We start from the raw sequence: 24269 nt of genomic DNA on the forward strand, positions 1-24269 counted from the left end.
CGGCTACCTCCAAGGCTCGAAGGTCGTTCCGGTGTTGCGGTCGTGGATGACCCACCTGCCGTAGGCGAAGAGTCCGGGGTCGTGCGGCTCGTACGTCTTGAGCAGGTCGCCGCTCCACCACGCCTCCTGGTAGTCGAGGAACCAGACCCACTCGGGCTGGTACCTCGCGCCGCCGTGGAAGAGGTTGTGGCATCCCGTCGTGCCGCTGCCGCACAGGGCGAAGAGCGCGGGCCTCAGCTCCCACTCGCCCTGCGGAGTGCGCAGCGTGAACAGGCCCTTTGAGACCGGCGGCACGTGGTGGACGTTCGTGGCCATCCGGCGGCACACGGCGCACGTCGCGCCATCGTCCATGCGGTGCGTCCTGACGCCCTTCCCTGCGTAGTGCGCGTGAAGGTGAGGCTTGCCGTAAAGCTCGGCAACCTGCAGCGAGAGGCCGCAGAGCTGGCCGCTGTCGGGGACGAAGCTCATTGCAGCCTCCTATCCCCGCCGTCGGTGGCCACCGTCTCGCAAATCCCGGCGAGGCGCGACCCGATGGCCTTGGCGGTCGATTCGTCGCACGCCGCCATGCGCGCCGCCAGCTCGCTGACGCGAAAGTTGCTCGTGATGACCGTGGGCAGCATCGCGCCGTCGCGGGCGTTGACGATCGAGTAGAGCCGGGAGACCGTCCACGCCGTCTGCTGCTCCTTGCCGAGGTCATCGAGGATGAGGAACGGCACCTTGGAGTACTTGGCCAGCACGTCGCTCTCGGCGAGGGGCGTGCCGTAGGTGCTCTGGACCTCGATGAGCAGGTCAACGGCGTTGACCATGCGGACGCGCTTGCCGTGGTAGACGAGGCGGCGAGCGATGGCGCTGGCGAGCGTGGTCTTGAGCGTGCCGTTGTCTCCCCACACGTAGAGCGACTGGCCGCCCTCGACCTTGGCCGCGAGATCCTTGGCCATGGGGTGCGAAGCCTTGTGGTAGCGCCTGGGCACGCCCGCCTGCTCAAGCTTGCGGTAGAAGGCATCCTGCTCGGCCTTGCGCTCGCGCTCGGCCTCGGCGGCCGCCTCCTTCTCGCGGGCCTTGACCGCCTCGGCACAGTCGCACTCGGCGTATCCGACGAACATCTTGCGCTTGGCCCCGTCCTTGGAGAACGGCATGTCGATGTAGCGGGCCTCAAGCTCCTTCCCGCAGAACTCGCAGGTCTTAGCGGTCGTACTGGGCATATGAACCTCCTCCCATGGGTTTGCAGTCGTTACGGCACCAGTTGCGCACTGTGGCCTTCCAGTCCTTCATCGGCGTCCTGCCAACGCGCCAGCCGTTTGCCGTGTAGTGGTCGATGAATCGCTCGGCGGAGAACCCGGAGAGGTCGAGCCTCTGCTTCGCGCAGTACTCGGAGGCGTAGGCGGCCACCTCTTCGAGGGCGGGGGCGCGGAATCGCGCCCGCTTCTCCCCTGCTTCCTCCTTCCTGATTCCTCTTCCTAATTCCTCTTCCTCTTCGCTTGGCGCTTTGCTTGCCGCGTCGCTTGCGCCGTTGCTTCCTGTTTTGCTTGCCGTTTTGCTTGCCTGTTTGCTTGGCGCTTTGCTTCCGCCGTTGCTTCCAGCTACGATTCGCGCCCTGCTCTTGGCGAGCACCGGCATGACGGACGTGATGACAGCCTCCTGGGCGTCGGTGCGCGGCTCCGGCTCGTCCCCGGTCGCCAGGTAGCGCACGATCATCCCAATGAGCTCGTCGCCCTCGCGCCGGTTGCGGAGCCTGAGCGGCCCCTCGATGAGTGAGTCGAGCACCTGCATGAGCAGTCCTTCCATCTGGGCCGCCCTAGAAGGGGATGTCCTCGTCGTACATGTCGGCAGCGGGCGGCTGCTGCATGGGCTGCTGGGGCATCTGAGGGGCGGGCTGCTGCACCACGGGCGCGGGCTGCGCGGGCATGGCCTGCGGCTGCTGAACGGGCTGCTGGTACGCCTGAGCGGGCTGCTGGTAGCCCTGCTGCGGGTAGGCTGGCTGCTGCGGGTAGGTCGGCTGCTGGTAAGCCTGCTGCGGCTGCTGCATGGGCTGCTGGTAGCCCTGCTGCTGGTTGCTGTGGAAGTTGACCTCGGATGCCGCGACCTCGATCTTGGAGCGGTTCTTGCCCGTCTCCTTGTCCTGCCACGAGCTGTAGGCGAGGCGGCCGTGGACAACGACGAAGGTTCCCTTGGTCATGTACTGGGCGATGCCCTGGGCGCGATTGCCGAACATCACGCAGTCGATGTAATCGGGGCGGTCCTCCCATTCGCCCGTCTGCTGGTTCTTGACGGAGCGGTTGCAGGCCACGCCGAAGCTGAGAACCGGCGTGCCGCTCTGGGTCATGCGAAGCTCGGCGTTGCGGGTGAGGTTTCCGCTGATGACAGCCGTGTTGACGTTACTCGCCATATCCTGTTCCTCCTGAGTTCCAAATCCTCTGAATCTCTGCGTCTACCATGCGGAGGCGCAGCTTGTGCACGTTGATTGCCTCCTGCGAGGTCTTGTAGAGGGCTTCCGCCGCGTCGCGCGCCTGCTTCAGGTCGGCGATGTGCTCCATGCCACGGCAGATGTCGCTCGTGACCGTCACTGGCGTCCCCTTGCGTCGCTCGGCCATGATCTCGACCCGCAGGGCCTTGCGGTACTCGGCCTCGTGCTCGGCGTACTGGAAGCCGCTCTTCCGGCACTCCTCCAAGTCCTCCTCAAGAAGGGCCTCAAGCTCGTCGCGCTTGGCGTAGAGGTCTTGGAGCGTGCCGACCATTACTGGACCACCCTGAACGTGCGGCAGCCGCAGGAGCAGGAGCACTGCTCCATCTGCTCGCGGTTCTGGAACTGCCACTGGGTGCCGCAGGCGGTGCAGGCGGCGATGAACGGGCCGCTCTGCGGGACGCTGTTGTCGTAGCCGTCGCTGTCCTTGGTGTCATCGATGGAGAAGAGGTTGCCCAGGGCGCGCTTCCCCGCGTAGCTCGACGCGGTTCCGGTGATCTGGCTCTCGTCCATGCCCTTCTTGTCCTCCGGCTCGCGCGCCCAGCCGGTTGCCGACACCTTGTCTCCGGTCTCGACGTCGGTGAGGCTGGCGGTGGTCTTCACGTAGACCCAGCCGTCATCGACCTTCACGATGTCATCGTCGCAGGTGAGCAGCAGGCCCTTCTGGTAGCAGAGCGGCTTGGCGGCCTCAAGGATGTCCTCCTTGCTGCGGTACTTGTACTTGCCGAAGGCGTTGTACTGGCCCTTCTCGACCTTCAGCGTCTGCTGGATCTCAAGAAGGCTTTCGAGGATTGCGTTAGCCATTGATTGCCCCCATTCCGTAGGTGCGCTGGCAGACCTCGGCGAGGGTGCCGCGCTTGAAGACGCCGGTCACGCCGACGAGGCCGCAGAGCTTGCCGACCGCCTGCATCTGCTCGGTGGTGGCGGAGTCGATGACCATGACGCACGGCACCGGAGCGTTCGCGGGCGTGGCCTTGGCGAGGCGCACGGCCTCAAGCACCTTCGACTGCAGGGCGGGCTCGAAGCTCTCAAGCTCGTTCGCAATCTGCCAGCCCATGCTCGGCTCGACCGTGACCTGGGCAGGTTGCGGCACGGGGATGGGGGTGGGCTGCACGGGAACGGGCGCGGCGACGGGCTGCGGGGCGCTGACGGCCTCTGCGGGCTGGTAGTCGCAGGGCTGCGGCTCGTCCTCCTGCTGGTAGGACGAAAGCTCGCTCTTCATGGCGTCGAGGCGCTTCTTGTCCTCCGCCAGCTTGTGCGCCCACGCGATGGCCTCGCCGAGGTCGAGCGACTGGAAGAAGCGAAGCTCGGCCTGCTCGCCGAAGTCGCCGAGATCCTGCGCCTTGAGCGCGTCCCAGTCCTTCGCGACCTTGCGGCAGCGGTCCTCAAGCTCCTTCTTGCAGTTCTCCACGTGCGGAGACTTGTTCAGCCACTTGGGGTCCGCGATGGCCTCGTAGGGAACGACGTCCGCGAGAAGCCCAGCGACCTCCTGGTAGTGCTCGCGCAGCGCGTTCTCCTTCTCGCGCTTGCGGGCCTCGTCGGCCTCCTTCTCGACCGCCTGGATTCGCGCGACGGCGCTCTTGATCTTGTCGCGGATGGCGTTGCTGCGGCCCTCGAAGGCGTTGAGCGGGCGCAGGTACTCGTTCTTCACGGCCTTTCGGCGCTCGTCAATCTGCTTGGCCAAGCCGTTCAGGTACTTGCGCGCATCGGCGCAGGCCCTGACGTCCTCGGCGCTGTCCGCCGACGGCTGCCAGCCCTCGTAGTCCTTGAGGATGGAATCGACGTGCGCCTCAAGGGCGTCGAAGTTGGCGCTGATCTGGCCGGGAAGCGTGTGGACGGAGAGGTCTTGCTCGTCCTCCTCGATGACCTCCGCATCGACCTCAAGCGGCTCCTCCTTCTCAAGGAGGGCGATGATGTCGGCCTTCTTCATGCCCTTGTAGACGTTGATCCCGCGCACCTTGGCCTCGGCCGTGAGCTGCGCGACGGTCATGCTCTTGTAGTCCATTAGCTCACCTCGATGTTCGGCTCGATCTCGGGCAGGTAGCTCACCGGCAGCAGGCCGTAGCAGTCGATGTCCGAGTCCCTGAATCTGATTGGGTCTTCCATGAGCGATGGGTCGTGGAGCACCAGATAGCGGCTGATTCCCGCCCACCACGTGTTGTTGAAGGTGTAGGGCTCGTCGCCGACCTCGATGCTCTGGTCAACGCAGAACGCCGCCACGCGGTCGCGCACGCGGCCCCTGCCGCCGGTGCGCTGCATCTCCTTGACAAAGCCGTAGATCTTGCGGAAGGCGGCCTCGTTGGCCTCCATCCAGCGGTGCACCTTCGTGGCCATCTCGCGGCCGCTCTCGATGTGCGCCGCGCTCATGGTGCGCTCCGTCGCGTACGGGCTTCTTATGGCCTTCATATGCCCGCCGCCTGCATCGCCGTCTCGACGGCCCCGTCCATGGTCGGGATGACCCAGAGCCAAAGCACGAGGAGGAAGATGAACGCCGAGATTGTGATTCCCAGGAACAGGCCCGCCTGGAAGTCGGTGCTCAGCTTCCGCCGCGCGTTATAATGCCTAGCAGGCACAGCGTGCCTGTACTGCGGGGTCTGCGCGGTCTTCTGGCGACCAACCATTTCGGGCCGCGCGACCCTCTTTTCGTTCGTGTGCATCCAGCACCATCCTTTCGATTCCCAGATCCCCGAGCCGTATCGGCTCTGCGGCAATGATTTCCACGTCGGTATTTCCGAGGTGAAGTAGCCGCGTGCCCGCCTCGAAGACAACTGGGTTAGAACTCGCATTCGTGGTCCTCATCCGTGAACTCCCCATCGGCGAGGCAGTACCCCTTTCCGCACCCGCACGGGCATTCCGTCCAGTCGTCGCAGTCTCGGCATTTGACGATTCGCGGAGGGTCGGGGTCAACCCAGTCCTTGTCATGCAGTCCGAAGCTCACCGTTCTCCTCCTTGTCGCTTTCGAGCAGGTAGTCGAGGGTCGCGAAAGGGAAGAACTTTGCCCTGATGGACTTCCCTTCATCGATGGTCATGGGAACCTTCTCGTTGAGCTTCAGATTCACGTTCTTGCTCGTCATGCCAAGCAGGTCTGCGACGTCCTGCTGCGTTACTCCTTCCCTCGTCATCTCCGCCTTCATGTTCTTGAGACTCATTGCTCACCTCCTACGGTATTCGCGACGGCAGAATTACCGTCTGCGGTAACTTGGTTGAAGATATACCGTGTGCGGTAATCTGTCAACACCACATTGGCAAGAATTACCATTCGGGGTAAAATCCGCATTAACCGGTTACTAGATTTAGGAGTGATCATGGAATCGTTGGAGGAGGCGATCCGTCGCCTTATCAAAGAGAACTACGGTGGGGTTCCCAATTTCGCCAAGCAGATAGGCGAGGCACCGACATCCATCTATGGCGCTCTGAGCCGTGGGATGGCAAATACCAGGACCGAGCTTACCGACAAGATCTACCGCGAGCTGAACATCGACTGGGAGACGGTCAAGCTCGATGACTACCACGGTCTGAAGCTGAAGAGCGAAACGAAGAGGGAGGCTTGGGTCAGCGTCCCCCTCTACGGGTCAATCGCCGCAGGAACGCCAATCGAGATGATGTCCGTTGAGAACACCTTCGTAGTCCCAGGCGAGCTGAGGAACAGGTATCCGGAGTCCTTCCTTTTGAAGGTTGTCGGCGAGTCTATGAACCGCGCGCTGCCAAACGGCTGCTATGCCCTCATCAACCCGACGAAGGAGACGGTTGACGGCAGAGCGTACGCTGTCTGCGTCAACGGCTACGATGCCACTATTAAGCGCGTGCGCACCCTGGCCAACGGTATCGAGCTGTACCCGGACAGCACCGACCCGACAATCAAGTCCATGGTCTTCGACTACGCCGACCCCAACTCCGAGACCGTCACGGTCATCGGCGAGGTCGTTTGGTACGTCGTTCCGTTCGACTACGAGATCTAGGAGGCTGCCGTGAAGCCCATCTCGTGGCACATAGGAAGAGCTCTCGGAAAGGTTCTCGGCGGGAAATCCGGGGGCTTCGAGCGACAGGAGCAGAAGGGCGGAGCGTCCGTCGAATGGCACAAGGTGGATACCATGCCGAAGGCCAGTGGACGCGCCGACTTCGGCGAGATCTGCGGAATCAATCTGACTGACTGCCCGTACTACATCGCGGGTGACCGGAAGATTCCAATGATCACCGGAAGCCTGCTCGCCAGGGTCATGGTCGATTGCGTCGCCCTGTCCTCGGTCGTTGAGGAGGCGCGGAGGGTCGAGCCGTGTATCCCCGCGAAGCTGGACGTGTGGTTCGATGACGTGAGATATGCGACCGCCGAGATTGCCAGCAAGACGAGGACCGGCAAGACGCCGAAGTACCCTCTCACCGTGAACCTCGACGTCTCGTCACCGAGATACGAGCCAGTTGACTACGCGGCGTGGATTCAGGCTTGCGTTGACGCCGGTGGCGAGCTTCAAAGGCCCGAGCAGGGAGACGATTCTCTGGTGGCCCACATCAAGTACCTTCCTGACGGAACGGTGGGATCTGCCGACGTCTATATGTGGAGCGGCGGTAGCGGGTACCACGTGGCGGCGGGAGGAGACGGCGAGCAACTGTTCCTCACGATGGTCGAGAGGAAGCTCCCGGAGGACAGCAACTTCATAGTGACCTACAGCGTCATACCGGGCGGGGTCGGCGGCGTCACCAAGAGCGAGCGCAGCGACAAGCTCGCCGGTCTCGGCATAGACGTCAGCCAGTTCACCGTCTCAAAGGTTTCTGACGACGCGGCATGGGTGATAGGGTCTTTCCTCCCAGAAATCGGAGTGGACCTTCTGAGCGCGAAAATCGACCTCGACTTCTCGAACCCGACGAAGAGCGGGAAGGCTCCGAAGAACGTTGCGGTGGCGACGTTCACAGCAAAACCGAAGAAGGGCGCTCCACTGTCCGGCTCTGTGAGAATCGACATCAAGTACCTGAAGGACGGCTCGATGAACATGGCCGACGTCGAGTTCGAGCGGAAGGGAATCACGCTCATCTTGGCCATAAGGAAGGCGGCGTCAGACTACGTGGTCACGTGGGTCTGCATGGAGACCGACGACATGCGGGGCGACCTGTTCTCCTCGCAGACGGAGGGCGTTGACGCGATGGAGGCGATAGCAACCGCGCTGAAGCGAATGAGATAAGAAGAAGGCCCCGCTCGAAAGCTTGGCGGCAGGTGAGCGGGGCCGGGGTCGTATTGGGCTTCATCGAAGCCCGCTACAGAGGTGATTCTACCATGGCAGGGTACTATCTGATGTACCTGCGCAAGTCTCGCGCAGACGCCGAGAAGGAACGTTACGGCAAGTACGAGACGCTTGCCGTGCACGAGGAGCAGCTTACGAAGCTCGCCCGCATGGAGCGCCTGCGGGTGGCCGAGGTGTACCGCGAGCTGGTGAGCGGCGAGACGATAGAGGCGCGCACAGAGTTCAAGAAGGTCATGGACCGCATATCAGACCCTGACTGCGAGGGCGTCATCGTCCACGCCATCGACCGACTGGGGCGCGGAGATCCGGTCGAGTACGGCTGGATACTTTCGAGCTTCCGATTCACGCACACGCTCATCGTCACGCCGGGGCGCACCTACGACCCGGATAACGCGAGCGACCTGCAGCAGCTCAAGCTGCAGATGTTCGTGTCGAACATCGAGTTCGACCACATCAGGGAGCGCCTTGTGAACGGCTCCTACGCGTCTGCCGATCGGGGCAACTACATCGGCAGCAAGCCACCATACGGTTACGACAAGGTTCCCGGAAAGTCCGCCATCGTGCCGAACGAGCGCGAGGCGGCCGTCGTGCGCACGATCTACTCGATGGCCGCGTCCGGCGAGAACAAGGGTGCGATAGCACGAAGCCTGACGGACTCGGGGATAGCGACGCGCCACGGCAAGGTGTGGTGCTCGTCGCGTGTCGGGACGATAATCTCCAACCCCGTGTACAAGGGCTACGTCCGCTACGGCTACCGCCGCCAGCGCGTGGTGAGCCGCGAGGGCATGAGGTTCGTGAAGCAGACCAAGGTGAGCGCCGATGGGGACTACATTCTCAAGAAGGGCGTCCACGAGCCGCTTGTGTCCGAGGAGGTCTGGCAGCGCGCCCAGCGCGCCTTCGAGGCATCGCCCGTCAAGCGTGACATGACCATGAAGAACCCGCTGTCCGGACTCATCGTGTGCGGCAAGTGCGGTCGCGCGCTCGTCCGCCAGGTGGTCACGAACAAGTACGGCAGCCGATACGAGCGCCTGCACCACGCCTACAACTCGGAGTGCCGGTGCAGGAGCGCAGACCTCGGCGACCTCGTGGAGAAGCTGAGCGAGGCACTTGCCCAGGCGGCAGAGGACATCGAGACCGGCGTGAAGAGCTGCGGCACCGACCCGCATGAGATCGAGGCGCTTGAGCGCGCCATGGCCGAGGAGGACCGCAAGCTCGACAAGCTGCTTGAGCTTTACTACGCCGAGGCCATCACGGTCGCGGAGTTCAAGCGGAGGCGCGACGAGTCCTCCGAGCTGTCCAGGAGGCTGCGCGAGCGGCACGACGAGCTTGCCGCCCGCGCCGTTGACCCCATGGAGATCGTCACGACCACGCGCGAGGCCATCCGCCTGCTCGCGAGCGATGACGTCAGCGCGGAGGCGAAGAACGACTTCCTGCGCCGCATCATCGAGCGCATAGACTACTGGCGCGAGGACAGGCGCGGAGGCCGCATCAGGCTGGTAGTTCATATGCGCGGCATGGGCTCTCCGCCTCCTCCCACACCGTCATGAGGTCGCGCTCCACTGCGCCGAGGACGTAGACCGCGAGCATGACGTCGCGCGCGTAGACCTCCGCGCAGTGCTCCTCTAGGATTTCGCGCACGTTCTGAACTGCGCAAACGGTTGATGCCAGAGTATCGGTGTTCATTCGCTATCCCTCACTCACCAGCACGCCGACGAGGATCGCGTACTCGGTCGTCCCCTGGCCCCTCCTGTCCGCGAGGACCTCCCTCGCCCTGGCCCTCCCCATCGTCACGATCTCAGCCATGCGTCTCTCCTCTCTTCCCACGGTCTCATGCGACCTCCTAACCAACCACCAGCGCCGAGCCCAGAAGCGGGCCCAGAATCGCCAGAAACATCGCCGGGACGATGAGCGTCCCCAGAGGGACGAGCATCTTGACCGGCACCTTCTCGATCTGCTCCTCGACCCTAGAGCGCTGCTCCTCGCGAACGGCATGGGCCTGCCGCTCGAGAGCGCCGGCGAGCGGGGCGCCAAACGAGAGCGCCTCGGCGACGACCGACGCAAAGCGCCGCAGCGCGCCGATCCCCAGCTCGTCCGCGAGGCGAGCGAGCGCGTCCTCTCGCGTCCTCGCCCCGATGCGCCAGCTGAGCATCGCCTCCCCAAAGGCCTCCGAGAGCGCGTTTTTGTACTGCTCGCAGTACAGCTCGAGGGACGAGTCAAAGGAGAGCCCCGCCGAAAGCCCCAGCGTCACGATGTCGAGAAGAACCGGCAGCTCAGAGAGGCACGCCTCCCTGCGCTGCGATCGTGCCTCCGCCTCGCGAGCCCTGCGCACGACGGGAAGGTCCAGCGCCAGGTCCGCGAGCCGGGAGATCCGCGTCATCCCGAGCGACTCCCGACGCAGGTGCAGCGGACCTCCGAGCGCGAGATAGCACGACAGCGCCGTCAGCGCCGCGACGCAAAGCGTCAGCGCAAGTCCCTCGGGCCCCATCACATCACCCCCCGAATGAGCCTTCTGATCAGCAGCAGTGCCGCTCCGTCAAGCACCATGGCCAGAAGGACGCACCCGGCGCCTGAGGGCGTGAACAGGCCCTGCTGGAAGTCGGGGGACACGAGGGAGAGCACCCCGACCATCACCACCGGAAGCAGGCACACGATCCTGACCGAGAGCCTGACCTGCGCCGTCTTGACCACGAGCATGCGCTCGAACTCCCCTTGGCGCTCGGCGAGGCGCGCGGAGCGAAGCAGCAGGTCCCTCAGGGGACTTCCCGTCCGATGCGAGATGACGAGCGCAGCCGCGAGCAGGCGCGCGCCGGGGACGTCGAGCTCCTCCGCAAGGCTCGCGACGGCCTCCTCCGTCGCCACTCCGCACCTCAGACGCAAGGACATGCGCGCGAACACGCCCGAGGCGGGCCCACGCTCGTGCGACCCCACGTAATCCACCGCCTGGGAGAGCGTCTGCCCCGACCCCATGGCAACGGCGAGCGTCCGATAGATCCCCGGCATCTCGGCGAGCACCTCCCGACGCATGCGCTGCCGGCGCGCGGCATCCCGGGCAACCACGAGCGCGCACAGGGCGCAGGCGACGACGGGAAACGCCAGCGGCGTGAGAAACAGCACGGATGACGCCGCGGAGGCCAGCCCAATGCCCATGAGAAGGGCGGCGAGGGCCTCCGCCCCACCCAGGCCAAGCGAGGCGAGAAACCCCTGCGCCTGAGCCTCGCGCGCCATGCGGCGGCCAAGCTCCGTCCCGAGCAGCGCCGCGACGGGCCTCGTCCCCGCCACTCGACGGACGACGCGAGACGCCCGGCGCGAGACGAGAAACGCCAAGCGGCCCCCTGAGCGCAGGACGTCACCCGTCCCGGTGGCCAGCAGCACGGAGAGCCCGGCGAAGGCAGCCAGGCCAACGCTCATCGGAAGCAGGACCTCCATCGCCGCACCTCCCCCTCCTCCAGCACGCCGTCCAAGACCGCCGAGGCGACGAACCCCGGCTCGTGGCCCATCGACCACGTACCCTCCGACGCGTCGAACGTGACGCACTCGTCGAGCACCGCCTCCCCTCCCACGCCACGGGAGACCTCGGAGAGCGACGTCACCACGCGCCGGCCGCCCGCGAGACGCCTCGTCACCACGACGAGGTCGATCGCCGTCGCGATCTGCTCCTCGATGAGATCCGTGGGCAGGTCCATGCCAAAGCGCGCCATGAGGATGAGCCGCAGGACCGCCTCCTCCGCGCTGCCCGCGTGCAGGGTCGTCAGCGACCCGTCATGCCCCGTGTTGAGCGCGTTGAGCATGTCGATGCACTCCCCGCCGCGCACCTCGCCGACCACGATCCGGTCCGGGCGCATCCTCAGGGCGTTCTTCACGAGGTCCCTGATCGTGACCTCGCCTGAGCCCTCGATCGAGGTCCCGCGCGCCTCGAGGCGCACGACGTTGGGATGGGCGTCAAAGCGCAGCTCCGCTGAGTCCTCGATCGTGACGATCCGCTCGCCGAGGGGAATCTCGCACGAGAGGGCGTTGAGCAGGGTCGTCTTTCCGGACCCCGTGCCTCCCGCGACCGCAATCGAGCGCCGGGCGCGAACCGCCCAGGAGAGCAGCGTCGCGAACCAGCGGGGAATGGACCCGAGCTCGACGAGCCGCTCGAGGGACCAGGCTCGCGCCGAGAACTTCCGTATCGTGACCGCCGGCCCGTCGATGGCGATGGGCGCCGCCACGGCGTTCACACGGTCGCCGTTGGCGAGACGTGCGCTCACGAGCGGGCTCGACCTGTCGAGACGCCGCCCAAGCGGGGCGAGGATGCGGTCCATGACGATCATGATCTGCTCGGGGGAGTCAAAGACCGTCTCGGCGGGGTGCAGCTCTCCCCCGCGCTCGTAGAAGAGCGCCTTGCACCCGTTGATCATCACCTCGGTAATCTCCTCGTCCTCCAACAGCCGCTGGATGGGGCCGAGGCCGCACACCTCGTCAAGAACCTGCGAGACGAGCGTCGAGCGCTCGTTGGGGAGCAGCCCCTCGAATCCCTGGGTGTTGAGGATGGTCTCGAGGGCAACCGCAAGCTCGTCGCGAACCTGGCCGGAGCGCTCGCTCGAGAGCATCCCGGCGATCACGGAGAGCCCCACGCGCTCGACCAGCGCCGCCTTGAGCCGCTCCCGCGTTTCCCTCAGGTCGGCGGGTCCCCGCTCCTCGGGGCCTCGCTGCGCCTCGATCTCCCGGACCCGCTCGAGAACAGACATCTACCTCGCCTCCCTTCGCAATCCAAACAGCCCCCGATGCCATCGGGGCTCGCCTCCGGCCGCCCTTCTCGCCCCCTCCGCGTCCGGGAGTCGCCCGAGCTCCGCGAGCATCTGCGCGAGCGCCGACGCCACCGAGTCGGAAAACGGCGAGCCCGACTCCGCCAGGTCGATCGCCCGGCCGGACGCGAGAAGGTCCTCGGTCTCGAGCCCGCCCTCAAAGGTGCGGAACACCCGTGCGGTCTCGAGCCCCACCTCCGCTCGCCCGGTCGAGAGGTCCGCGTGCTCGCGCGGGTTCGCCCGATTCTCGATCCGGACGATCCTGGTGCGCGCGACGCCGAGGCGCACCGCCAGCCCGCTCGTCCTCGCCAGCGCCGCCGTTGCCCCCGGCCCGCCGTCCGAGACGATCACGAGACGGTCTGCGAGCTGCGCCGCCTGGGCCACGGCATCGGTGAAGGTCGGAGAGGTGTCCACGAGCAGGAGGTCGCACGAGGTCGCAAGCGCCGAGAGAAGCTCCCCCGCCCTCGCCGCAGCGAGCTCGGACGTCTCTGGTCGGTCGCAGGGGCCCACGACGCTCAGGCCGGGATGCGCAGTGACCCTCATGCCCTCTGCCACCTCGGGCGAGATCGAGCCGACCGCGGAAAGCCGAGAGAGGTTGCTGCCCCCGGAAAGACCGAAGCAGGAAAAGAGGTTCCCGCAGGCGAGATCGAGATCGACGGCGCAGACGTCCAGCCCCCACAGCGCCGCGTGGGCCGCGGCCGTCGCCACGATCGACGTCTTCCCGACGCCCCCGCGCCCCGAGCACATGACCACCAGCGGGGCGCGCGGCCCCGCCACATCGATGGCCACGGGACGGGGCGGGGGCGCAGGGACGACCGGGCTGACCGGGCGACCCCCATCGCCGGTCCCGATTGCCGCGTCAAGGTCGATGACGAGGTCGATGCCCGCCCGCGCGGCGCGGGAGCGCAGGGAGCCCGTGACGCCCCGCTCCGCCAGGGCAACGGTCCGCGCGCCCCCGTCGCTCACGATGGCGGCCGCGAGATTCACGGGAGAGACGCCGTCTGCCGACGGGCCCACGAGGGCGCAGAGCTCACCCGGCACCGCCTCGGCGATCGCCCCGCGCAGCGCATCGGCCGACCCCACGAGCTCGAGAGACGCCCCCGGGTCGACGCCGAGCAGCGCGACGCGCAGGGCGGCGCGGTCGCGCTCCGCGCACAAGGCCACCCACTCGCTCATGAGCTCCCCTCCTCATCCGTCGTCTCCTCGGGCATGACCGACGTGGGCGCGATGCCCGAGCCCTCCGCGAGCCCCTCCGCATCATCTGCGGGAAGGGCGAGCCGCAGGCTTCCGTCCGCGCTCGACGAGAGGACGCTCGCCACCGCCTCGGGCGTCACCGCCACCGTGACGCTGCCCTGAGACCCGATCCCCGTCTGCTCTCCCAGCGCGCGCAGCACCACCAGATCAGCGCTCACCAGTCCCACGCCCGTGTCGCTCACCCGATAGGCGACGAGCGTCGTTCCCTCCGTCGCGGACGGGGGAAGCCCCAGGCTCTCGGTGACCGGAAGGGACAGCGCGACGCGGCCGGACGGGACCTCGATGGCGTCCTCGTCGTCGCGGAAGTTGAGGTCCGTAAGAGGCGCGCCCGCGGCGGCGGGAATCGTCACCTCGGCACCCATGACCTCGTCAAGGCCAACCACCGCCCCCTCGGGCGCAAGGTCGGCGAGCCAGTCGCGCTCCGTGACGTTTCTGCCGTCCACGACCTCGCCCGCCTCGAGCCCCTCGGGGGCAACCACGAGGCTCACGACCTCGCCGCCGTAGCGCTCGAGGGCCTCGGCCCTCACGCGGTCGGCCTCCTCCTGGACGTGCTGGCCGTACAGCGCGCAGAGCATCATGGCGAGAACCGCGCACGAACCTGAGATCGCCAACCTGAAGCGACGCGTCATCGAACAGACCCCCTTCCTCGCGCCTGCGCCGCAAGCGCGGTGCGTGAGGGGATTCTCCGCCCACCGGAGCCGGGGGACGGCAAGCTCGCGAGAAACCTCGACACGACGCCGACGGGGAGCTGACCGCACGCTGACATAACGGCCGTTCGGGCCGCTCAGCAACTTGACATAAGTGAATGAGCGTGAAACATTCGACGTTTCACGCTGAGGAGAACCTGTGAATCCGCAGGTAATCCGATTCTATATTTTATATGACCACATCAGGGTCGAGAGAAAGGGCGCTTTCGCGCATCTCCGCCGCCAAAGAGACGTAGCACTCGAGCCGACGGGACGAGAAGCGCCCCTCCCGCTCGCCGGCGCGCACGCCGCATCCCGGCTCATGCGTGTGGGTGCAGTCCCTGAAGCGGCACTCGCGCGCCGCCTCGGCAATCTCCGGGAAGACCTTCGCGAGGCCGCGCTCGTGGCCGACGATCGGAAGGCTCCGAAGCCCCGGCTCGTCGACGATGACCCCGCCTCCCGGCAGCGAGACCATGCGCCGGGCCACCGTCGTGTGCCGGCCGGCGTCATCGCTCGCCCGCACCGCGCCCGTCTCGAGCACGTCGCGTCCGAGAAGGGCGTTGAGCAGCGTGGACTTGCCCGCCCCCGACTCGCCCAGCACGATCGCCACCGTCCCACGCGGCACGAGCTCCCTCACGGCGTCCGTGCCCCAGGGCACGTCGAGCCGGGCCGCGCAGACGCCCACCCGACGAGCCTGCGCCCCGTCCGCCGTCGAGGAGGTGAGCGCGATCCCGCATCCCTCCCCCAGGACGTCGCGCACCGCCGCCACGTCCTTCTCGAGCGTCTCGTCCGAGGCGCGGTCGGCCTTGGTGAGCACCACCGCGACGTCCGACCCGCAGTCGCGCGCGATGACCGCCGAGCGGGCGATGCGGTCGCACGACACCGGTCGCTCGCCGAGCTGCTGGACCACGAGCACAAGGCCGACGTTGGCCGCGAGCGTCTGACGCTCTCCGCGGGCGCCCCCGCGCCAGCGGGCGATGTCGCTCTCGCGCGGGAGGATCTCCTCGATGAGGCCCATGTCGTGCCCGTGAGGCCTGCGGGCGCACACCCAGTCGCCCACCGCCGCGCGGGAGTCCGCGCGGCCGCACAGGCCGTCCTTGGTGAGCCGCGTCGAGAACTCCGCCCGGAAGGTGGCGTCCGCCGCGAGCACGGCGGGATAGCCGCGGTCGAGGCGCACGACGCAGCCCATGACCAGCTCGTCCTTATCGGCACCTGCCTCGACCGCCCGCTCGCAGGCCCCGACATACGCCACGCGCTGGCCCTCGCTCGACGAGAGCTCGTCAAAGGAGGGCAGCTCCGTCAGCGTGGAGAGCGCAGGAAGGCTCCCCTGAGTCCCGTCGGCGCTCCGCACGCGCCTTTTCTTGGATGATCGCTTGGCCACGACACCCTTTCCGTTGCGTCTTTTGTCTCCGCAAGTATAGCCGTGGTGCATGGCCGCATCGGGGATTGTTGCCAGTGCGTCACGCTCCGGCGCAGGCGGTCGCCGCCCGTCATACTCAGGCATGTCACGTCGCCGCAGGAACGGAGCCCCCATGATCGGCACCATCGGACTTTTGCTCGCCGTCGTCGCAATCGTGCTGCTCGTCTGGCGCGGCTGGCACATGGCCATCGTCTCGGTTGCGGCGTCGCTGATCGTCATCCTCGCGAACGGCATAGATCCGCTCGAGAGCATCAACGTGAGCTATCTGGGCGACATGTCCGCCTTCGTGGGCAGCTGGTTTCTCCTCTTTGCCCTGGGCTCTATCTTTGGGCGCATCATGGGGGACTCCGGGGCCTCGGCGGGCATAGCGGCAAGCATGCTGCGCCTCGTGGGCGAGCGCCACGCGCTGCTCGTCATCATGGTCACGGGCCTCGTGCTCTCCTATGGCGGCATCAGCGCCTTCATCATCGCGTTTTCGGTCTACCCCATCGCGGCCGAGCTCTTCGAGCGCGCGGACATCCCCAAGAAGCTTATCGTCGCCGCGATCATGGTCTGTCCCGCCACGCTCGGCATGGTCATGATGCCGGGCATCCCCTCCACGCAAAACCTCATCCCCGCGAGCTTCCTCGGAACCGACGCCTACGCCGGGGCGCTTCTCGGCGTCATCTGCTCCGCGGTGATGTTCGCCGCGTCCTACGCCTACCTGCAGTGGGAGATCGGGCGCTGTCGGGCGCGCGGGGAGCACTTCGCGCCGAGCCCCGGGGAGACGCTCTCCCGCCCGGACGACGCCGACACCCCGCCGACCTGGGCGTGCTTTGCCCCCATCGTCCTTCTCGTCATCTTGGTGTTTGCTCTGCAGACCGCCGGCATGGGAGCCACGGACGCGGTGGTCGTCTCGATGACGGCGGCGGTCCTTGCCGCGTGTGCGCTCTTCCGCCGGCGCGTCCCCGGCATGAGGCGCGCCGTCGGGGAGGCGTGCGCGAGCGGCCTGGGGTCGCTCGTCTCCGTGGCGGCCATCATGGGCTTTGGTGGGGTGGTCGTGGACTCCCCCGCCTACCAGGGCATCGTCGCGGCGCTCATGTCCACGAGCCTGAGCCCGCTGTGGCAGGGCTTCATCACGATCTTTGCCATCGCCGGCATCACGGGCTCGGCCATCGGGGCGCTCAACATCTACCTTGGCAGCATGGCGCAGACGCTGCTAGCGACCGGGCTCGACCCCGCGATGATGCACCGCGTCCTCTGCATGGCATCCGTGGGCCCCGCCACGCTTCTGCCCCACACCTCGGCCATGGTCGCCGCCAACCAGGCCGCCCACACCGAGGTGAGGGACACGTACCGCTACGTGCTGGTCTCCTGCGCGTTGCTGCCGATCGCCGTGTCGCTTCTGGGCATGGCCCTCGGCCTCGTTGGCGTGGTGTAGGGCGGCTCTCCGTTCTTGTCCTCCCCAGAGGACAAGAACGGAGAGCCGCCTCAACCCCTAACGTGCAGCTTCACCGCGCCGTGCGACACGGGCACGCCAAAGAGGGCCCGCTCGAGCCCAACGCCGCACCGCGTGGCCTTGAGCAGCCGCTGATACAGCTCGGCGACCTGCTCCGCCGGGGCCGGGCCTCCCGGCTGGCGGGGGATCTCGTCCTCGAAGAGCGCCACGGCCCCCATGAGCTCCGCGTGGTCTGACATCTGGTCTAGCTTGATGGTGTTTATCGTCCAGTCCATGTGCTCGAGCGCCTCCTTGCGGCGCAGGTCCTTCTCGGGATCGAGGTGAAACTCGAGGCTGTCATACTCCGCCCCGCGCCGCACGGCCGGCCAGGCGATGTCGATCGAGCAGCTCCTCGTGCCCGTCACCGCCGCCGCGGCGTCGTCGAGCGGAACCACGTAGTTGAGCTCCGGCCGCACGAAGGCGAGCCCCCGGTGGCGCCCGGGCAAAAAGAGCTCTCCCGTCAGCACCGTCTCCATCGGGGAGCGCGCGGCGTCGCACACCCAGCGCAGCGCCTCGCGCGCCCGGCTGAGCCCGTAGAGCCCCGAGAGCGCGTCCACGACCTCACCGATCTTCTCGACGGACGTGAGCGGCGGACGCTCGTAGTAACCTGAGACCATCTCGGAGAAGTGGGAGTAGCGCCCGCACAGCTCACAGCCAAGGACGACGGCACCCACCAGCGAGAAGCCCCGCGCCATCTGCACGAAGCAAAGCTCCGGACCGGCCGCATAGACGTCCGGCGCGAGCTCCAGCAGCAGCCCCTCCGGCATGACCGGCAGTCCAACGTTATGCGTTTCGAAGGCCTCGGACTGGATGGCGCGCACTCCCTTGGCGGCAAGAACGTGGACCGGAACGCGACGAATGCCAAACTCACTCAGGTCGAGACGACGAAGCTCCCGGGAGTCTGTCGAGATGAGTCCCATGTCCAGAGCCTCGCTTACGCGAGGATAGGCCCTCACCTGCGGCGGAACGGCACGCAAGAGCTCCAGGGCGGAGTTGTGAGAGATGACTACCGGCATACGACCCCCTTCGCTCGCAAGCGATGGGGGTCGCCGTGCCAGACACTCTACCACAGCCCGATCATGAGACATTGAGTCGACCTTAGGCCGAAGACGGAAAGAATTACCTACTTCAAAACCAGTAGGTAACGGGCCCATAATCGGAGAAGAACCCCTTTTGAATGCAGTTACCTACTGGTTTTGAAGTAGGCAACCGATCAGCCCAGAACAGCCGCGCCGAGAAGGGCATCGAGCCGCGAAAAAACGGGGGCGGGGCCAAAGCCCCGTCCCCGTGGACGCACGTATGTCGAGAAGGACCGCTAGTCCTGGTTCTTCTCGATGGAGCGCATGACGGCCTTGTAGACCTCCATGATCGGGATGATCAGGAAGGCCAGGCCGAGGGCGGCGGCGAGCGCCTCCATCGGCAGCTCCATGAAGCCGAACATCTCGGCCAGGAACGGGACCTCGACCACGATGACAGTGAGGATGAGGGCCAGGATCGCGGCGCCCCACAGCCACTTGTTCTGCTTCTTCATGGAGAACAGCGACGCGCGGCGGCTGCGCATGTTGAAGCAATGGAAGATCTCGACCATCGAGAGGGTGATGAACGCCATGGTGACGCCCTCCTCGTCGGCGGTGCCCGCGATCATGTCGGCGATGTTGATGTAGCCCATGTCGAGGTAGACGCCCACGAAGAACGAGGCCAGGACCAGGATGGTGATGACGATGCCCTGGAAGAGGATGTCGACGCCCATGCCGCCCGCGAAGACGCCGTCAGAGGCCTTGCGCGGCTTGCGCTTCATGATGTCGCCCTCGGCCTCCTCCATGCCGAGCGCCAGCGCCGGGAAGCAGTCCGTGATGAGGTTGATCCAGAGCAGCTGGACCGGCTGGAAGATCGTGAAGCCCACGAGCGTGGCCACAAAGACCGAGAGCACCTCGGCGATGTTGGCGGAGAGCAGGAACTGGATGACCTTGCGGATGTTGTCGTAGATCCTGCGGCCCTCCTCCACCGCGTTGATGATGGTGGCGAAGTTGTCGTCGGCAAGGACCATGTCGGCCACGTTCTTGGTGACGTCGGTGCCGGTGATGCCCATGCCCACGCCGATGTCGGCGCGCTTGATGGACGGGGCGTCGTTCACGCCGTCGCCGGTCATGGCCACGATCTTGTCGCGGCTCTTCCAGGCGTCGACGATGCGGGCCTTGTGCTCGGGCTGGACGCGGGCGTAGACGCTGTACTCGGTGACCTTCTCCTTGAAGTCCTCGTCGGAGATCTTGTCGAGCTGGGCGCCCGTGATGGCCTCGGAGGCATCCTTGCAGATGCCGAGGTTCTTGGCGATGGCCACGGCGGTGTCGATGTGGTCGCCGGTGATCATGACCGGGCGGATGCCGGCCTCCTTGGCCTCGGCGATGGCCGGGGCGACCTCAGGACGCTCGGGGTCGATCATGCCGGAGAGGCCTACGAAGACGAGGTCGTGCTCGAGCGCCTCGGGGCTGCAGTCGGCGGGCAGCGCCTTGTGCATGCGCACGGCGGAGGCGAGCACGCGCAGCGCCTGGTTGGCCATGTCCTTGTTGGCGGTCATGATCTTCTCGCGGCGGGCGTCGGTCAGGGTCTCGACGGTGCCGTCGGCGTTCATGACCTGGGTGCAGCGGCCGAGCACCACGTCGGGGCCGCCCTTGGTGTACTGCTCGAAGGTGCCCTCGGGGGTCTTCACCACGACGGACATCATCTTGCGGCCGGAGTCAAACGGGGCCTCGCCCACGCGCTCGTAGCGATCGGCGTTGCCGCTCTCGTAGAAGCCGAGCTTGGCGGCATCGTTGACCAGGGCGCACTCGGTGGGCTCGCCCACGGCCTCGCCCTTCTCGGCGTCCCACTTGGCGTCGGAGCACAGGGCCATGGCGCGCACGTGCAGCTCGTCGGGACCCTCGACCTCGTGCTTGGTGACGGTCATCTTGTTCTGCGTGAGGGTGCCCGTCTTGTCCGAGCAGATGATCTGGGTGCAGCCGAGCGTCTCGACGGCGGTCATCTTGCGGATGATGGCCTGGCGCTTGGACATCTTGGTGACGCCCATGGAGAGCACGATCGTGACCACGGCCACGAGGCCCTCGGGGATGGCGGCGACGGCGAGCGACACGGCGACCATGAAGGTGTCGAGGATCATCTCGGGGTTGGAGCCGAGCTCGCCGCCGTGGCGGATGAGGTCGACGGCGAAGATGATCACGCAGATCGCGAGCACCAGCTTGGTGAGGATGCCGGAGAGCTCGTTGAGCTTGACCTGGAGCGGCGTGAGCTCCTTCTTGGCGGTGGTGAGGGCGTCGGCGATCTTGCCCATCTCGGTCTTCATGCCGGTTGCGGCGACGACGGCGCGGCCGCGGCCGTAGACCACGGTGGAGCCCATGTAGCACATGTTCTTGCGGTCGCCCAGGGGCACGTCGTCAGTGCCGGCGTCGAGCGTGATCGGCTCGACGTGCTTCTCCACGGGCACGGACTCGCCGGTGAGGGCGGCCTCCTCGATCTTCATCGAGGCGCTCTCCAGGACGCGGCAGTCCGCGGGCACGGAGTCGCCGGCCTCGAGAAGGACGATGTCGCCGGGCACGAGGTCGGCGGAGGGCAGGTGGGTCAGCTTGCCGTCGCGGATGACCTTGGACTGGGCCGCGCTCATCTGCTGCAGGGCCTCGAGGGCCTGCTCGGACTTTGCCTCCTGGACCACGCCGAGCACGGAGTTGATGATGACGACGGCCATGATGATGATGACGTCGGCCCACTCGGACTCGCCCTGGATGGTGCCGGTGATCGCCGAGATGGCGGCCGCCACGATGAGCATGATGACCATCGGGTCGGCCATCTGCTCGAAGAAGCGCTTCCAGAGCGGGGTCTTCTCCTCCTTCTCGAGCTCGTTGGGCCCGTATTGGGCCAGGCGAGAAGAAGCCTCGCCCGAGCTGAGACCGCTCTCCTCGTCAGAGGACAGCTCGCTCAGCACCTCGTCGGTAGGTACCAAGTACTCCTTCATTCAGTTCCCCTCCTGGGAAATAGGCGCCCGGCAGATTGATGCCCGATCATAATTCCCCAGGAAGGGGCAAGGGCCCATCAAGGCTGCCATGCCGGACGCATGGATAAAAACACGAGGGCTATTCTACCCGACGCTGGGCTTACATTTCATTGTCCCTTTGACCAGTTGAGCGGTTTTGGTGAACGTCTATCGATGTCGCCGCGACCATGCGACGTCGCCGACCTCGCCGCGCCCGTCTCGGCGTACCCTGAGACCGATTTCAAAATCAAGCTGGAATCGGCGGGCGATCACTTACGCCACCCTTGCGTGCGCTAAACTTGGGGCCGATAGACTATCGCCGCGCGTGCGCCTTACGCACACAGAAGGGACTTCTTACGATGAACATTCTTTTCTACGGAACCGCCAGCTACGACAGGGCTTCGTTCACCAAGGAGCTGACCGACTACCCCGAGATCAAGATCGACTTCACCGAGACCAACCTCACGCCCATGACCGCCGCCCTCGCCCGCGGCTACGATGCGGTCTGCGCCTTCGTCAACGCCGACTGCGGCGCCATGACGCTCGAGATCCTTGCCGGGTTTGGCGTGAAGCTGCTGCTCATGCGCTGCGCCGGCTTCGACGCCGTCAACGTGGCCGTGGCCAAGGACCTGGGCATCAAGGTCACGCGCGTCCCCGCCTACTCCCCCGAGGCCATCGCCGAGCACGCCATGGCCCTCGCGCTGGCGGCCAACCGCCGCATCTGCAAGGGCTACATCCGCGTCCGCGAGAACGACTTCTCGCTCGACGGCCTAGTGGGCAACACCCTGCACGGCAAGACCGCCGGCATCATCGGCACCGGCCGCATCGGCGCCGCCCTCTGCCGCATCTGCAAGGGCTTTGGCATGAAGGTCCTGGGCTCGGACCTCTATCCCAACCAGGGGCTCGTGGACGAGGGCGTCGTCGACGAGTACGTGGACTACGACGAGCTCTACCGCCGCTCCGACCTCATCTCGCTGCACGCCTTCCTCAACGACGAGAGCCGTCACATGATCAACGACGAGTCCATCGCCAAGATGAAGGACGGCGTGATCTTTGTGAACACCGGCCGCGGCGGGCTCGTGGACACGCAGGCCCTCATCCGCGGCATCCTCTCCGGCAAGATCGGCGCCGCGGGCATCGACGTCTACGACGAGGAGGGCCCCAACGTCTACCAGAACCGCGCCGGCCAGGTCATCGACTCCATCACCGCGCGCCTCTGCTCCTTCCCCAACGTCGTCATGACGAGCCACCAGGCCTTCTTCACCCACGAGGCCCTCGGTGAGATCGCCCGCGTCACCCTCGACAACGCCAAGGCCTTCGCCAACGGCACTGACTTTGTTGACCGCAGCGTCGTCTGCTAACACGGCAGCGACGCGGTAAGAATCGCCTCTCGAAGAAAGGGCACAGATGGCATTCAACAAGAAGAAGACCAAGATCGTCTGCACGATGGGTCCCGCCGTCGAGGACGAGGAGGTGCTGCGTCAGCTCATCCTGCACGGCATGAACGTCGCGCGCTTCAACTTCTCCCATGGTAGCCACGAGTACCACCGCAAGAACATCGAGCGGGTCCGCGCCCTCTCCCGCGAGCTCGCCATCCCCGTTGCCATCATGCTCGACACCAAGGGCCCCGAGGTCCGCACCGGGCTTCTCGAGGGCGGCAAGAAGGTCACCCTCGAGACCGGCGGCACCTGCGTCATCACCACCGACGACGACGTCGTGGGCACCGCCGAGCGCTTCTCGCTCGACTACAAGAACCTCCCGAACGAGGTCGAGGAGGGCACGGTCATCCTCATCGACGACGGCCTCATCGGCCTCGAGGTCGTGAGCGTCGAGGGCAACGACATCACCTGCAAGATCAACAACGGCGGCGAGCTCGGCGAGCGCAAGGGCGTCAACTTCCCCAACCTCAACATCAACCTCCCCTCCGTCACGCCGCAGGACCGCGCGGACATCATGTTTGGCTGCGAGCTCGGCATCGACGCCATCGCCGCCTCCTTCATCCGCGACGGCGAGGCCGTTCAGGAGATCCGCAAGATCTGCATCGAGATGGGCACCCCCAACGTCCTCATCTTCCCCAAGATCGAGAGCGCCCTGGGCGTCAAGAACTTCGACGAGATCCTGCACGCGGCCGACGGCTGCATGGTCGCCCGCGGCGACCTCGGCGTCGAGGTTCCCGCCGCGCAGGTCCCGCACATCCAGAAGACCATCATCCGCAAGTGCAACGAGCACTACAAGCCCGTCATCACCGCCACGCAGATGCTCGACTCCATGCAGCGCAACCCGCGCCCCACGCGCGCCGAGATCACCGACGTCGCCAACGCCGTCTACGACGGCACCGACTGCGTCATGCTCTCCGGCGAGACCGCTGCCGGCAAGTACCCGATCGAGGCCGTCAAGACCATGTCCGACATCTGCAAGGAGACCGAGAAGTACCTGCCCGAGCGCAAGGAGTACCACGAGCGCGGCGGCATGCGCAACGTGAGCGGCGCGACCGGCTTCGCGGCGCTCGAGATGGCCGACCGCGTGGGCGCCAAGTGCATCCTCGCCCCCACCAACTCCGGCCGCTCCGCGCGCCTCATCTCGACCTTCCGCCCGCGGGTGCCGCTGTTCGCCACCTCCCCCAACGAGCAGACCATCCGTCGCACCTGCTTCTACTGGGGCGTCTACGCGTACCGCACCACCGAGCAGGGGTCACTCTCCAGCACGCTCTACAACGCGCTGACCACCGCCAAGCTCAACAACCTCGTCGACACCGGCGACATCGTGGTCATCACCGCCGGCGACCCGCAGACCTCGCCGCGCATGGGCGACTACACCACCTCCACCAACATGGCGATGGTAGCCCAGGTGCAGTAGGCGGGCCATTTCTCCCGCAACGGCTGAGGCCCCGGGAAGTTCCCTCCAGGCGTGCTCTTCGAGAAACGCCTTTCGG

Annotated in this window: 24 protein-coding genes; 6 read left to right on the top strand and 18 right to left on the bottom strand. The window is 66.2% G+C overall.

Translation table 11 applies throughout. From position 1 onward, the window contains the following. Nucleotides 1-3: 3 nt before the first annotated feature. From NW198_RS03735 to NW198_RS03780, 10 genes are all read right to left on the bottom strand, one after another. Nucleotides 4-468: a hypothetical protein gene (locus tag NW198_RS03735; protein ID WP_072372810.1), complete on the bottom strand. Its 465-nt coding sequence runs from the start codon at nucleotides 466-468 to the stop codon at nucleotides 4-6. Continuing rightward, on the bottom strand, nucleotides 465-1202 hold the full coding sequence (locus tag NW198_RS03740; RefSeq protein ID WP_258340058.1) for an ATP-binding protein: 738 nt from the start codon (nucleotides 1200-1202) through the stop codon (nucleotides 465-467). Before NW198_RS03740 ends, NW198_RS03735 begins: the two co-directional genes overlap by 4 nt. Further along, complete coding sequence (locus tag NW198_RS03745; protein ID WP_072372817.1) at nucleotides 1183-1770, bottom strand: hypothetical protein; 588 nt, start codon at nucleotides 1768-1770, stop codon at nucleotides 1183-1185. The genes NW198_RS03740 and NW198_RS03745 overlap by 20 nt, the downstream gene beginning before the upstream one ends. Before the next feature lie 25 nt (nucleotides 1771-1795). Continuing rightward, the gene (locus NW198_RS03750; RefSeq protein ID WP_072372820.1) at nucleotides 1796-2386 is read right to left on the bottom strand and encodes a single-stranded DNA-binding protein; all 591 of its coding nucleotides are present in this window, start codon (nucleotides 2384-2386) and stop codon (nucleotides 1796-1798) included. Beyond that, nucleotides 2376-2735, bottom strand: a complete 360-nt coding sequence (locus NW198_RS03755; protein WP_072372823.1) for a hypothetical protein — start codon at nucleotides 2733-2735, stop codon at nucleotides 2376-2378. The genes NW198_RS03750 and NW198_RS03755 overlap by 11 nt, the downstream gene beginning before the upstream one ends. Continuing rightward, nucleotides 2735-3265: an ERF family protein gene (locus NW198_RS03760; RefSeq protein WP_072372826.1), complete on the bottom strand. Its 531-nt coding sequence runs from the start codon at nucleotides 3263-3265 to the stop codon at nucleotides 2735-2737. Before NW198_RS03760 ends, NW198_RS03755 begins: the two co-directional genes overlap by 1 nt. Beyond that, nucleotides 3258-4466 carry a DUF1351 domain-containing protein gene (locus NW198_RS03765; protein ID WP_258340059.1) on the bottom strand — a complete coding sequence of 403 codons (1209 nt, stop codon included), beginning with the start codon at nucleotides 4464-4466 and terminating at the stop codon, nucleotides 3258-3260. Before NW198_RS03765 ends, NW198_RS03760 begins: the two co-directional genes overlap by 8 nt. Further along, nucleotides 4466-4828 carry a hypothetical protein gene (locus NW198_RS03770; protein WP_258340061.1) on the bottom strand — a complete coding sequence of 121 codons (363 nt, stop codon included), beginning with the start codon at nucleotides 4826-4828 and terminating at the stop codon, nucleotides 4466-4468. The genes NW198_RS03765 and NW198_RS03770 overlap by 1 nt, the downstream gene beginning before the upstream one ends. A gap of 35 nt (nucleotides 4829-4863) precedes the next feature. Further along, on the bottom strand, nucleotides 4864-5118 hold the full coding sequence (locus NW198_RS03775; RefSeq protein WP_258340062.1) for a hypothetical protein: 255 nt from the start codon (nucleotides 5116-5118) through the stop codon (nucleotides 4864-4866). 261 nt (nucleotides 5119-5379) lie between these two features. Continuing rightward, the gene (locus NW198_RS03780) at nucleotides 5380-5610 is read right to left on the bottom strand and encodes a hypothetical protein (protein WP_258340063.1); all 231 of its coding nucleotides are present in this window, start codon (nucleotides 5608-5610) and stop codon (nucleotides 5380-5382) included. Nucleotides 5611-5766: 156 nt separating this feature from the next. On the opposite strand from NW198_RS03780, the gene NW198_RS03785 reads away from it, so the two are divergent. The 3 genes from NW198_RS03785 (at nucleotide 5767) to NW198_RS03795 (ending at nucleotide 9242) form a co-directional block, all read left to right on the top strand. After that, a complete protein-coding gene (locus NW198_RS03785) occupies nucleotides 5767-6420 on the top strand; it encodes a LexA family transcriptional regulator (RefSeq protein WP_258340064.1) in 654 nt (217 codons plus the stop codon). 9 nt (nucleotides 6421-6429) lie between these two features. Next, the gene (locus NW198_RS03790) at nucleotides 6430-7635 is read left to right on the top strand and encodes a hypothetical protein (RefSeq protein WP_258340065.1); all 1206 of its coding nucleotides are present in this window, start codon (nucleotides 6430-6432) and stop codon (nucleotides 7633-7635) included. Nucleotides 7636-7727: 92 nt separating this feature from the next. Beyond that, nucleotides 7728-9242 carry a recombinase family protein gene (locus NW198_RS03795; protein WP_258340066.1) on the top strand — a complete coding sequence of 505 codons (1515 nt, stop codon included), beginning with the start codon at nucleotides 7728-7730 and terminating at the stop codon, nucleotides 9240-9242. Nucleotides 9243-9535: 293 nt separating this feature from the next. On the opposite strand, the gene NW198_RS03800 is transcribed toward NW198_RS03795, so the two are convergent. The 6 genes from NW198_RS03800 to NW198_RS03825 form a co-directional block, all read right to left on the bottom strand. Next, nucleotides 9536-10180 carry a type II secretion system F family protein gene (locus tag NW198_RS03800; RefSeq protein ID WP_258340067.1) on the bottom strand — a complete coding sequence of 215 codons (645 nt, stop codon included), beginning with the start codon at nucleotides 10178-10180 and terminating at the stop codon, nucleotides 9536-9538. Beyond that, nucleotides 10180-11121, bottom strand: coding sequence for a type II secretion system F family protein (locus NW198_RS03805; RefSeq protein ID WP_258340068.1), 942 nt, complete (start codon nucleotides 11119-11121; stop codon nucleotides 10180-10182). The genes NW198_RS03800 and NW198_RS03805 overlap by 1 nt, the downstream gene beginning before the upstream one ends. After that, the gene (locus NW198_RS03810) at nucleotides 11100-12422 is read right to left on the bottom strand and encodes a CpaF family protein (RefSeq protein ID WP_258340069.1); all 1323 of its coding nucleotides are present in this window, start codon (nucleotides 12420-12422) and stop codon (nucleotides 11100-11102) included. The genes NW198_RS03805 and NW198_RS03810 overlap by 22 nt, the downstream gene beginning before the upstream one ends. Beyond that, entirely contained in the window at nucleotides 12423-13655 is a 1233-nt protein-coding gene (locus tag NW198_RS03815; protein ID WP_258340070.1) for a hypothetical protein, read from the bottom strand. It lies immediately after the preceding gene. Next, nucleotides 13652-14362, bottom strand: a complete 711-nt coding sequence (locus NW198_RS03820; RefSeq protein WP_258340071.1) for an SAF domain-containing protein — start codon at nucleotides 14360-14362, stop codon at nucleotides 13652-13654. The genes NW198_RS03815 and NW198_RS03820 overlap by 4 nt, the downstream gene beginning before the upstream one ends. A gap of 247 nt (nucleotides 14363-14609) precedes the next feature. Next, on the bottom strand, nucleotides 14610-15770 hold the full coding sequence (locus NW198_RS03825; protein WP_258340072.1) for a ribosome small subunit-dependent GTPase A: 1161 nt from the start codon (nucleotides 15768-15770) through the stop codon (nucleotides 14610-14612). Nucleotides 15771-15951: 181 nt separating this feature from the next. Here NW198_RS03825 and NW198_RS03830 point away from each other — a divergent pair, with 181 nt between their 5' ends. Then, nucleotides 15952-17259: a GntP family permease gene (locus NW198_RS03830; protein ID WP_258340073.1), complete on the top strand. Its 1308-nt coding sequence runs from the start codon at nucleotides 15952-15954 to the stop codon at nucleotides 17257-17259. Nucleotides 17260-17309: 50 nt separating this feature from the next. Here NW198_RS03830 and NW198_RS03835 read toward each other — a convergent pair whose 3' ends face one another. Both NW198_RS03835 and NW198_RS03840 read right to left on the bottom strand, forming a co-directional pair. Then, nucleotides 17310-18332 (bottom strand): hypothetical protein, encoded by a 1023-nt coding sequence (locus NW198_RS03835; protein ID WP_258340074.1) that lies wholly within the window; start codon nucleotides 18330-18332, stop codon nucleotides 17310-17312. 299 nt (nucleotides 18333-18631) lie between these two features. After that, on the bottom strand, nucleotides 18632-21319 hold the full coding sequence (locus NW198_RS03840; protein ID WP_258340075.1) for a cation-translocating P-type ATPase: 2688 nt from the start codon (nucleotides 21317-21319) through the stop codon (nucleotides 18632-18634). A gap of 377 nt (nucleotides 21320-21696) precedes the next feature. On the opposite strand from NW198_RS03840, the gene NW198_RS03845 reads away from it, so the two are divergent. Continuing rightward, entirely contained in the window at nucleotides 21697-22698 is a 1002-nt protein-coding gene (locus NW198_RS03845) for a 2-hydroxyacid dehydrogenase (RefSeq protein WP_258340076.1), read from the top strand. Between the two features lie 46 nt (nucleotides 22699-22744). Beyond that, nucleotides 22745-24193: a pyruvate kinase gene (pyk, locus tag NW198_RS03850; protein WP_087314691.1), complete on the top strand. Its 1449-nt coding sequence runs from the start codon at nucleotides 22745-22747 to the stop codon at nucleotides 24191-24193. Nucleotides 24194-24269: the final 76 nt, after the last annotated feature.

Source organism: Thermophilibacter sp. ET337, assembly GCF_024733715.1.
Classification (GTDB): Bacteria; Actinomycetota; Coriobacteriia; order Coriobacteriales; family Atopobiaceae; genus Thermophilibacter.

What these genes read in the sequence shown, in the direction of transcription:
- NW198_RS03735 (WP_072372810.1), bottom strand. Translation starts at nt 468, where the DNA reads ATGAGCTTCGTCCCCGACAGCGGCCAGCTCTGCGGCCTCTCGCTGCAG.
- NW198_RS03740 (WP_258340058.1), bottom strand. Translation starts at nt 1,202, where the DNA reads ATGCCCAGTACGACCGCTAAGACCTGCGAGTTCTGCGGGAAGGAGCTT.
- NW198_RS03745 (WP_072372817.1), bottom strand. Translation starts at nt 1,770, where the DNA reads ATGCAGGTGCTCGACTCACTCATCGAGGGGCCGCTCAGGCTCCGCAAC.
- NW198_RS03750 (WP_072372820.1), bottom strand. Translation starts at nt 2,386, where the DNA reads ATGGCGAGTAACGTCAACACGGCTGTCATCAGCGGAAACCTCACCCGC.
- NW198_RS03755 (WP_072372823.1), bottom strand. Translation starts at nt 2,735, where the DNA reads ATGGTCGGCACGCTCCAAGACCTCTACGCCAAGCGCGACGAGCTTGAG.
- NW198_RS03760 (WP_072372826.1), bottom strand. Translation starts at nt 3,265, where the DNA reads ATGGCTAACGCAATCCTCGAAAGCCTTCTTGAGATCCAGCAGACGCTG.
- NW198_RS03765 (WP_258340059.1), bottom strand. Translation starts at nt 4,466, where the DNA reads ATGGACTACAAGAGCATGACCGTCGCGCAGCTCACGGCCGAGGCCAAG.
- NW198_RS03770 (WP_258340061.1), bottom strand. Translation starts at nt 4,828, where the DNA reads ATGAGCGCGGCGCACATCGAGAGCGGCCGCGAGATGGCCACGAAGGTG.
- NW198_RS03775 (WP_258340062.1), bottom strand. Translation starts at nt 5,118, where the DNA reads ATGCACACGAACGAAAAGAGGGTCGCGCGGCCCGAAATGGTTGGTCGC.
- NW198_RS03780 (WP_258340063.1), bottom strand. Translation starts at nt 5,610, where the DNA reads ATGAGTCTCAAGAACATGAAGGCGGAGATGACGAGGGAAGGAGTAACG.
- NW198_RS03785 (WP_258340064.1), top strand. Translation starts at nt 5,767, where the DNA reads ATGGAATCGTTGGAGGAGGCGATCCGTCGCCTTATCAAAGAGAACTAC.
- NW198_RS03795 (WP_258340066.1), top strand. Translation starts at nt 7,728, where the DNA reads ATGGCAGGGTACTATCTGATGTACCTGCGCAAGTCTCGCGCAGACGCC.
- NW198_RS03800 (WP_258340067.1), bottom strand. Translation starts at nt 10,180, where the DNA reads ATGGGGCCCGAGGGACTTGCGCTGACGCTTTGCGTCGCGGCGCTGACG.
- NW198_RS03805 (WP_258340068.1), bottom strand. Translation starts at nt 11,121, where the DNA reads ATGGAGGTCCTGCTTCCGATGAGCGTTGGCCTGGCTGCCTTCGCCGGG.
- NW198_RS03810 (WP_258340069.1), bottom strand. Translation starts at nt 12,422, where the DNA reads ATGTCTGTTCTCGAGCGGGTCCGGGAGATCGAGGCGCAGCGAGGCCCC.
- NW198_RS03815 (WP_258340070.1), bottom strand. Translation starts at nt 13,655, where the DNA reads ATGAGCGAGTGGGTGGCCTTGTGCGCGGAGCGCGACCGCGCCGCCCTG.
- NW198_RS03820 (WP_258340071.1), bottom strand. Translation starts at nt 14,362, where the DNA reads ATGACGCGTCGCTTCAGGTTGGCGATCTCAGGTTCGTGCGCGGTTCTC.
- NW198_RS03830 (WP_258340073.1), top strand. Translation starts at nt 15,952, where the DNA reads ATGATCGGCACCATCGGACTTTTGCTCGCCGTCGTCGCAATCGTGCTG.
- NW198_RS03835 (WP_258340074.1), bottom strand. Translation starts at nt 18,332, where the DNA reads ATGCCGGTAGTCATCTCTCACAACTCCGCCCTGGAGCTCTTGCGTGCC.
- NW198_RS03840 (WP_258340075.1), bottom strand. Translation starts at nt 21,319, where the DNA reads ATGAAGGAGTACTTGGTACCTACCGACGAGGTGCTGAGCGAGCTGTCC.
- NW198_RS03845 (WP_258340076.1), top strand. Translation starts at nt 21,697, where the DNA reads ATGAACATTCTTTTCTACGGAACCGCCAGCTACGACAGGGCTTCGTTC.
- pyk (WP_087314691.1), top strand. Translation starts at nt 22,745, where the DNA reads ATGGCATTCAACAAGAAGAAGACCAAGATCGTCTGCACGATGGGTCCC.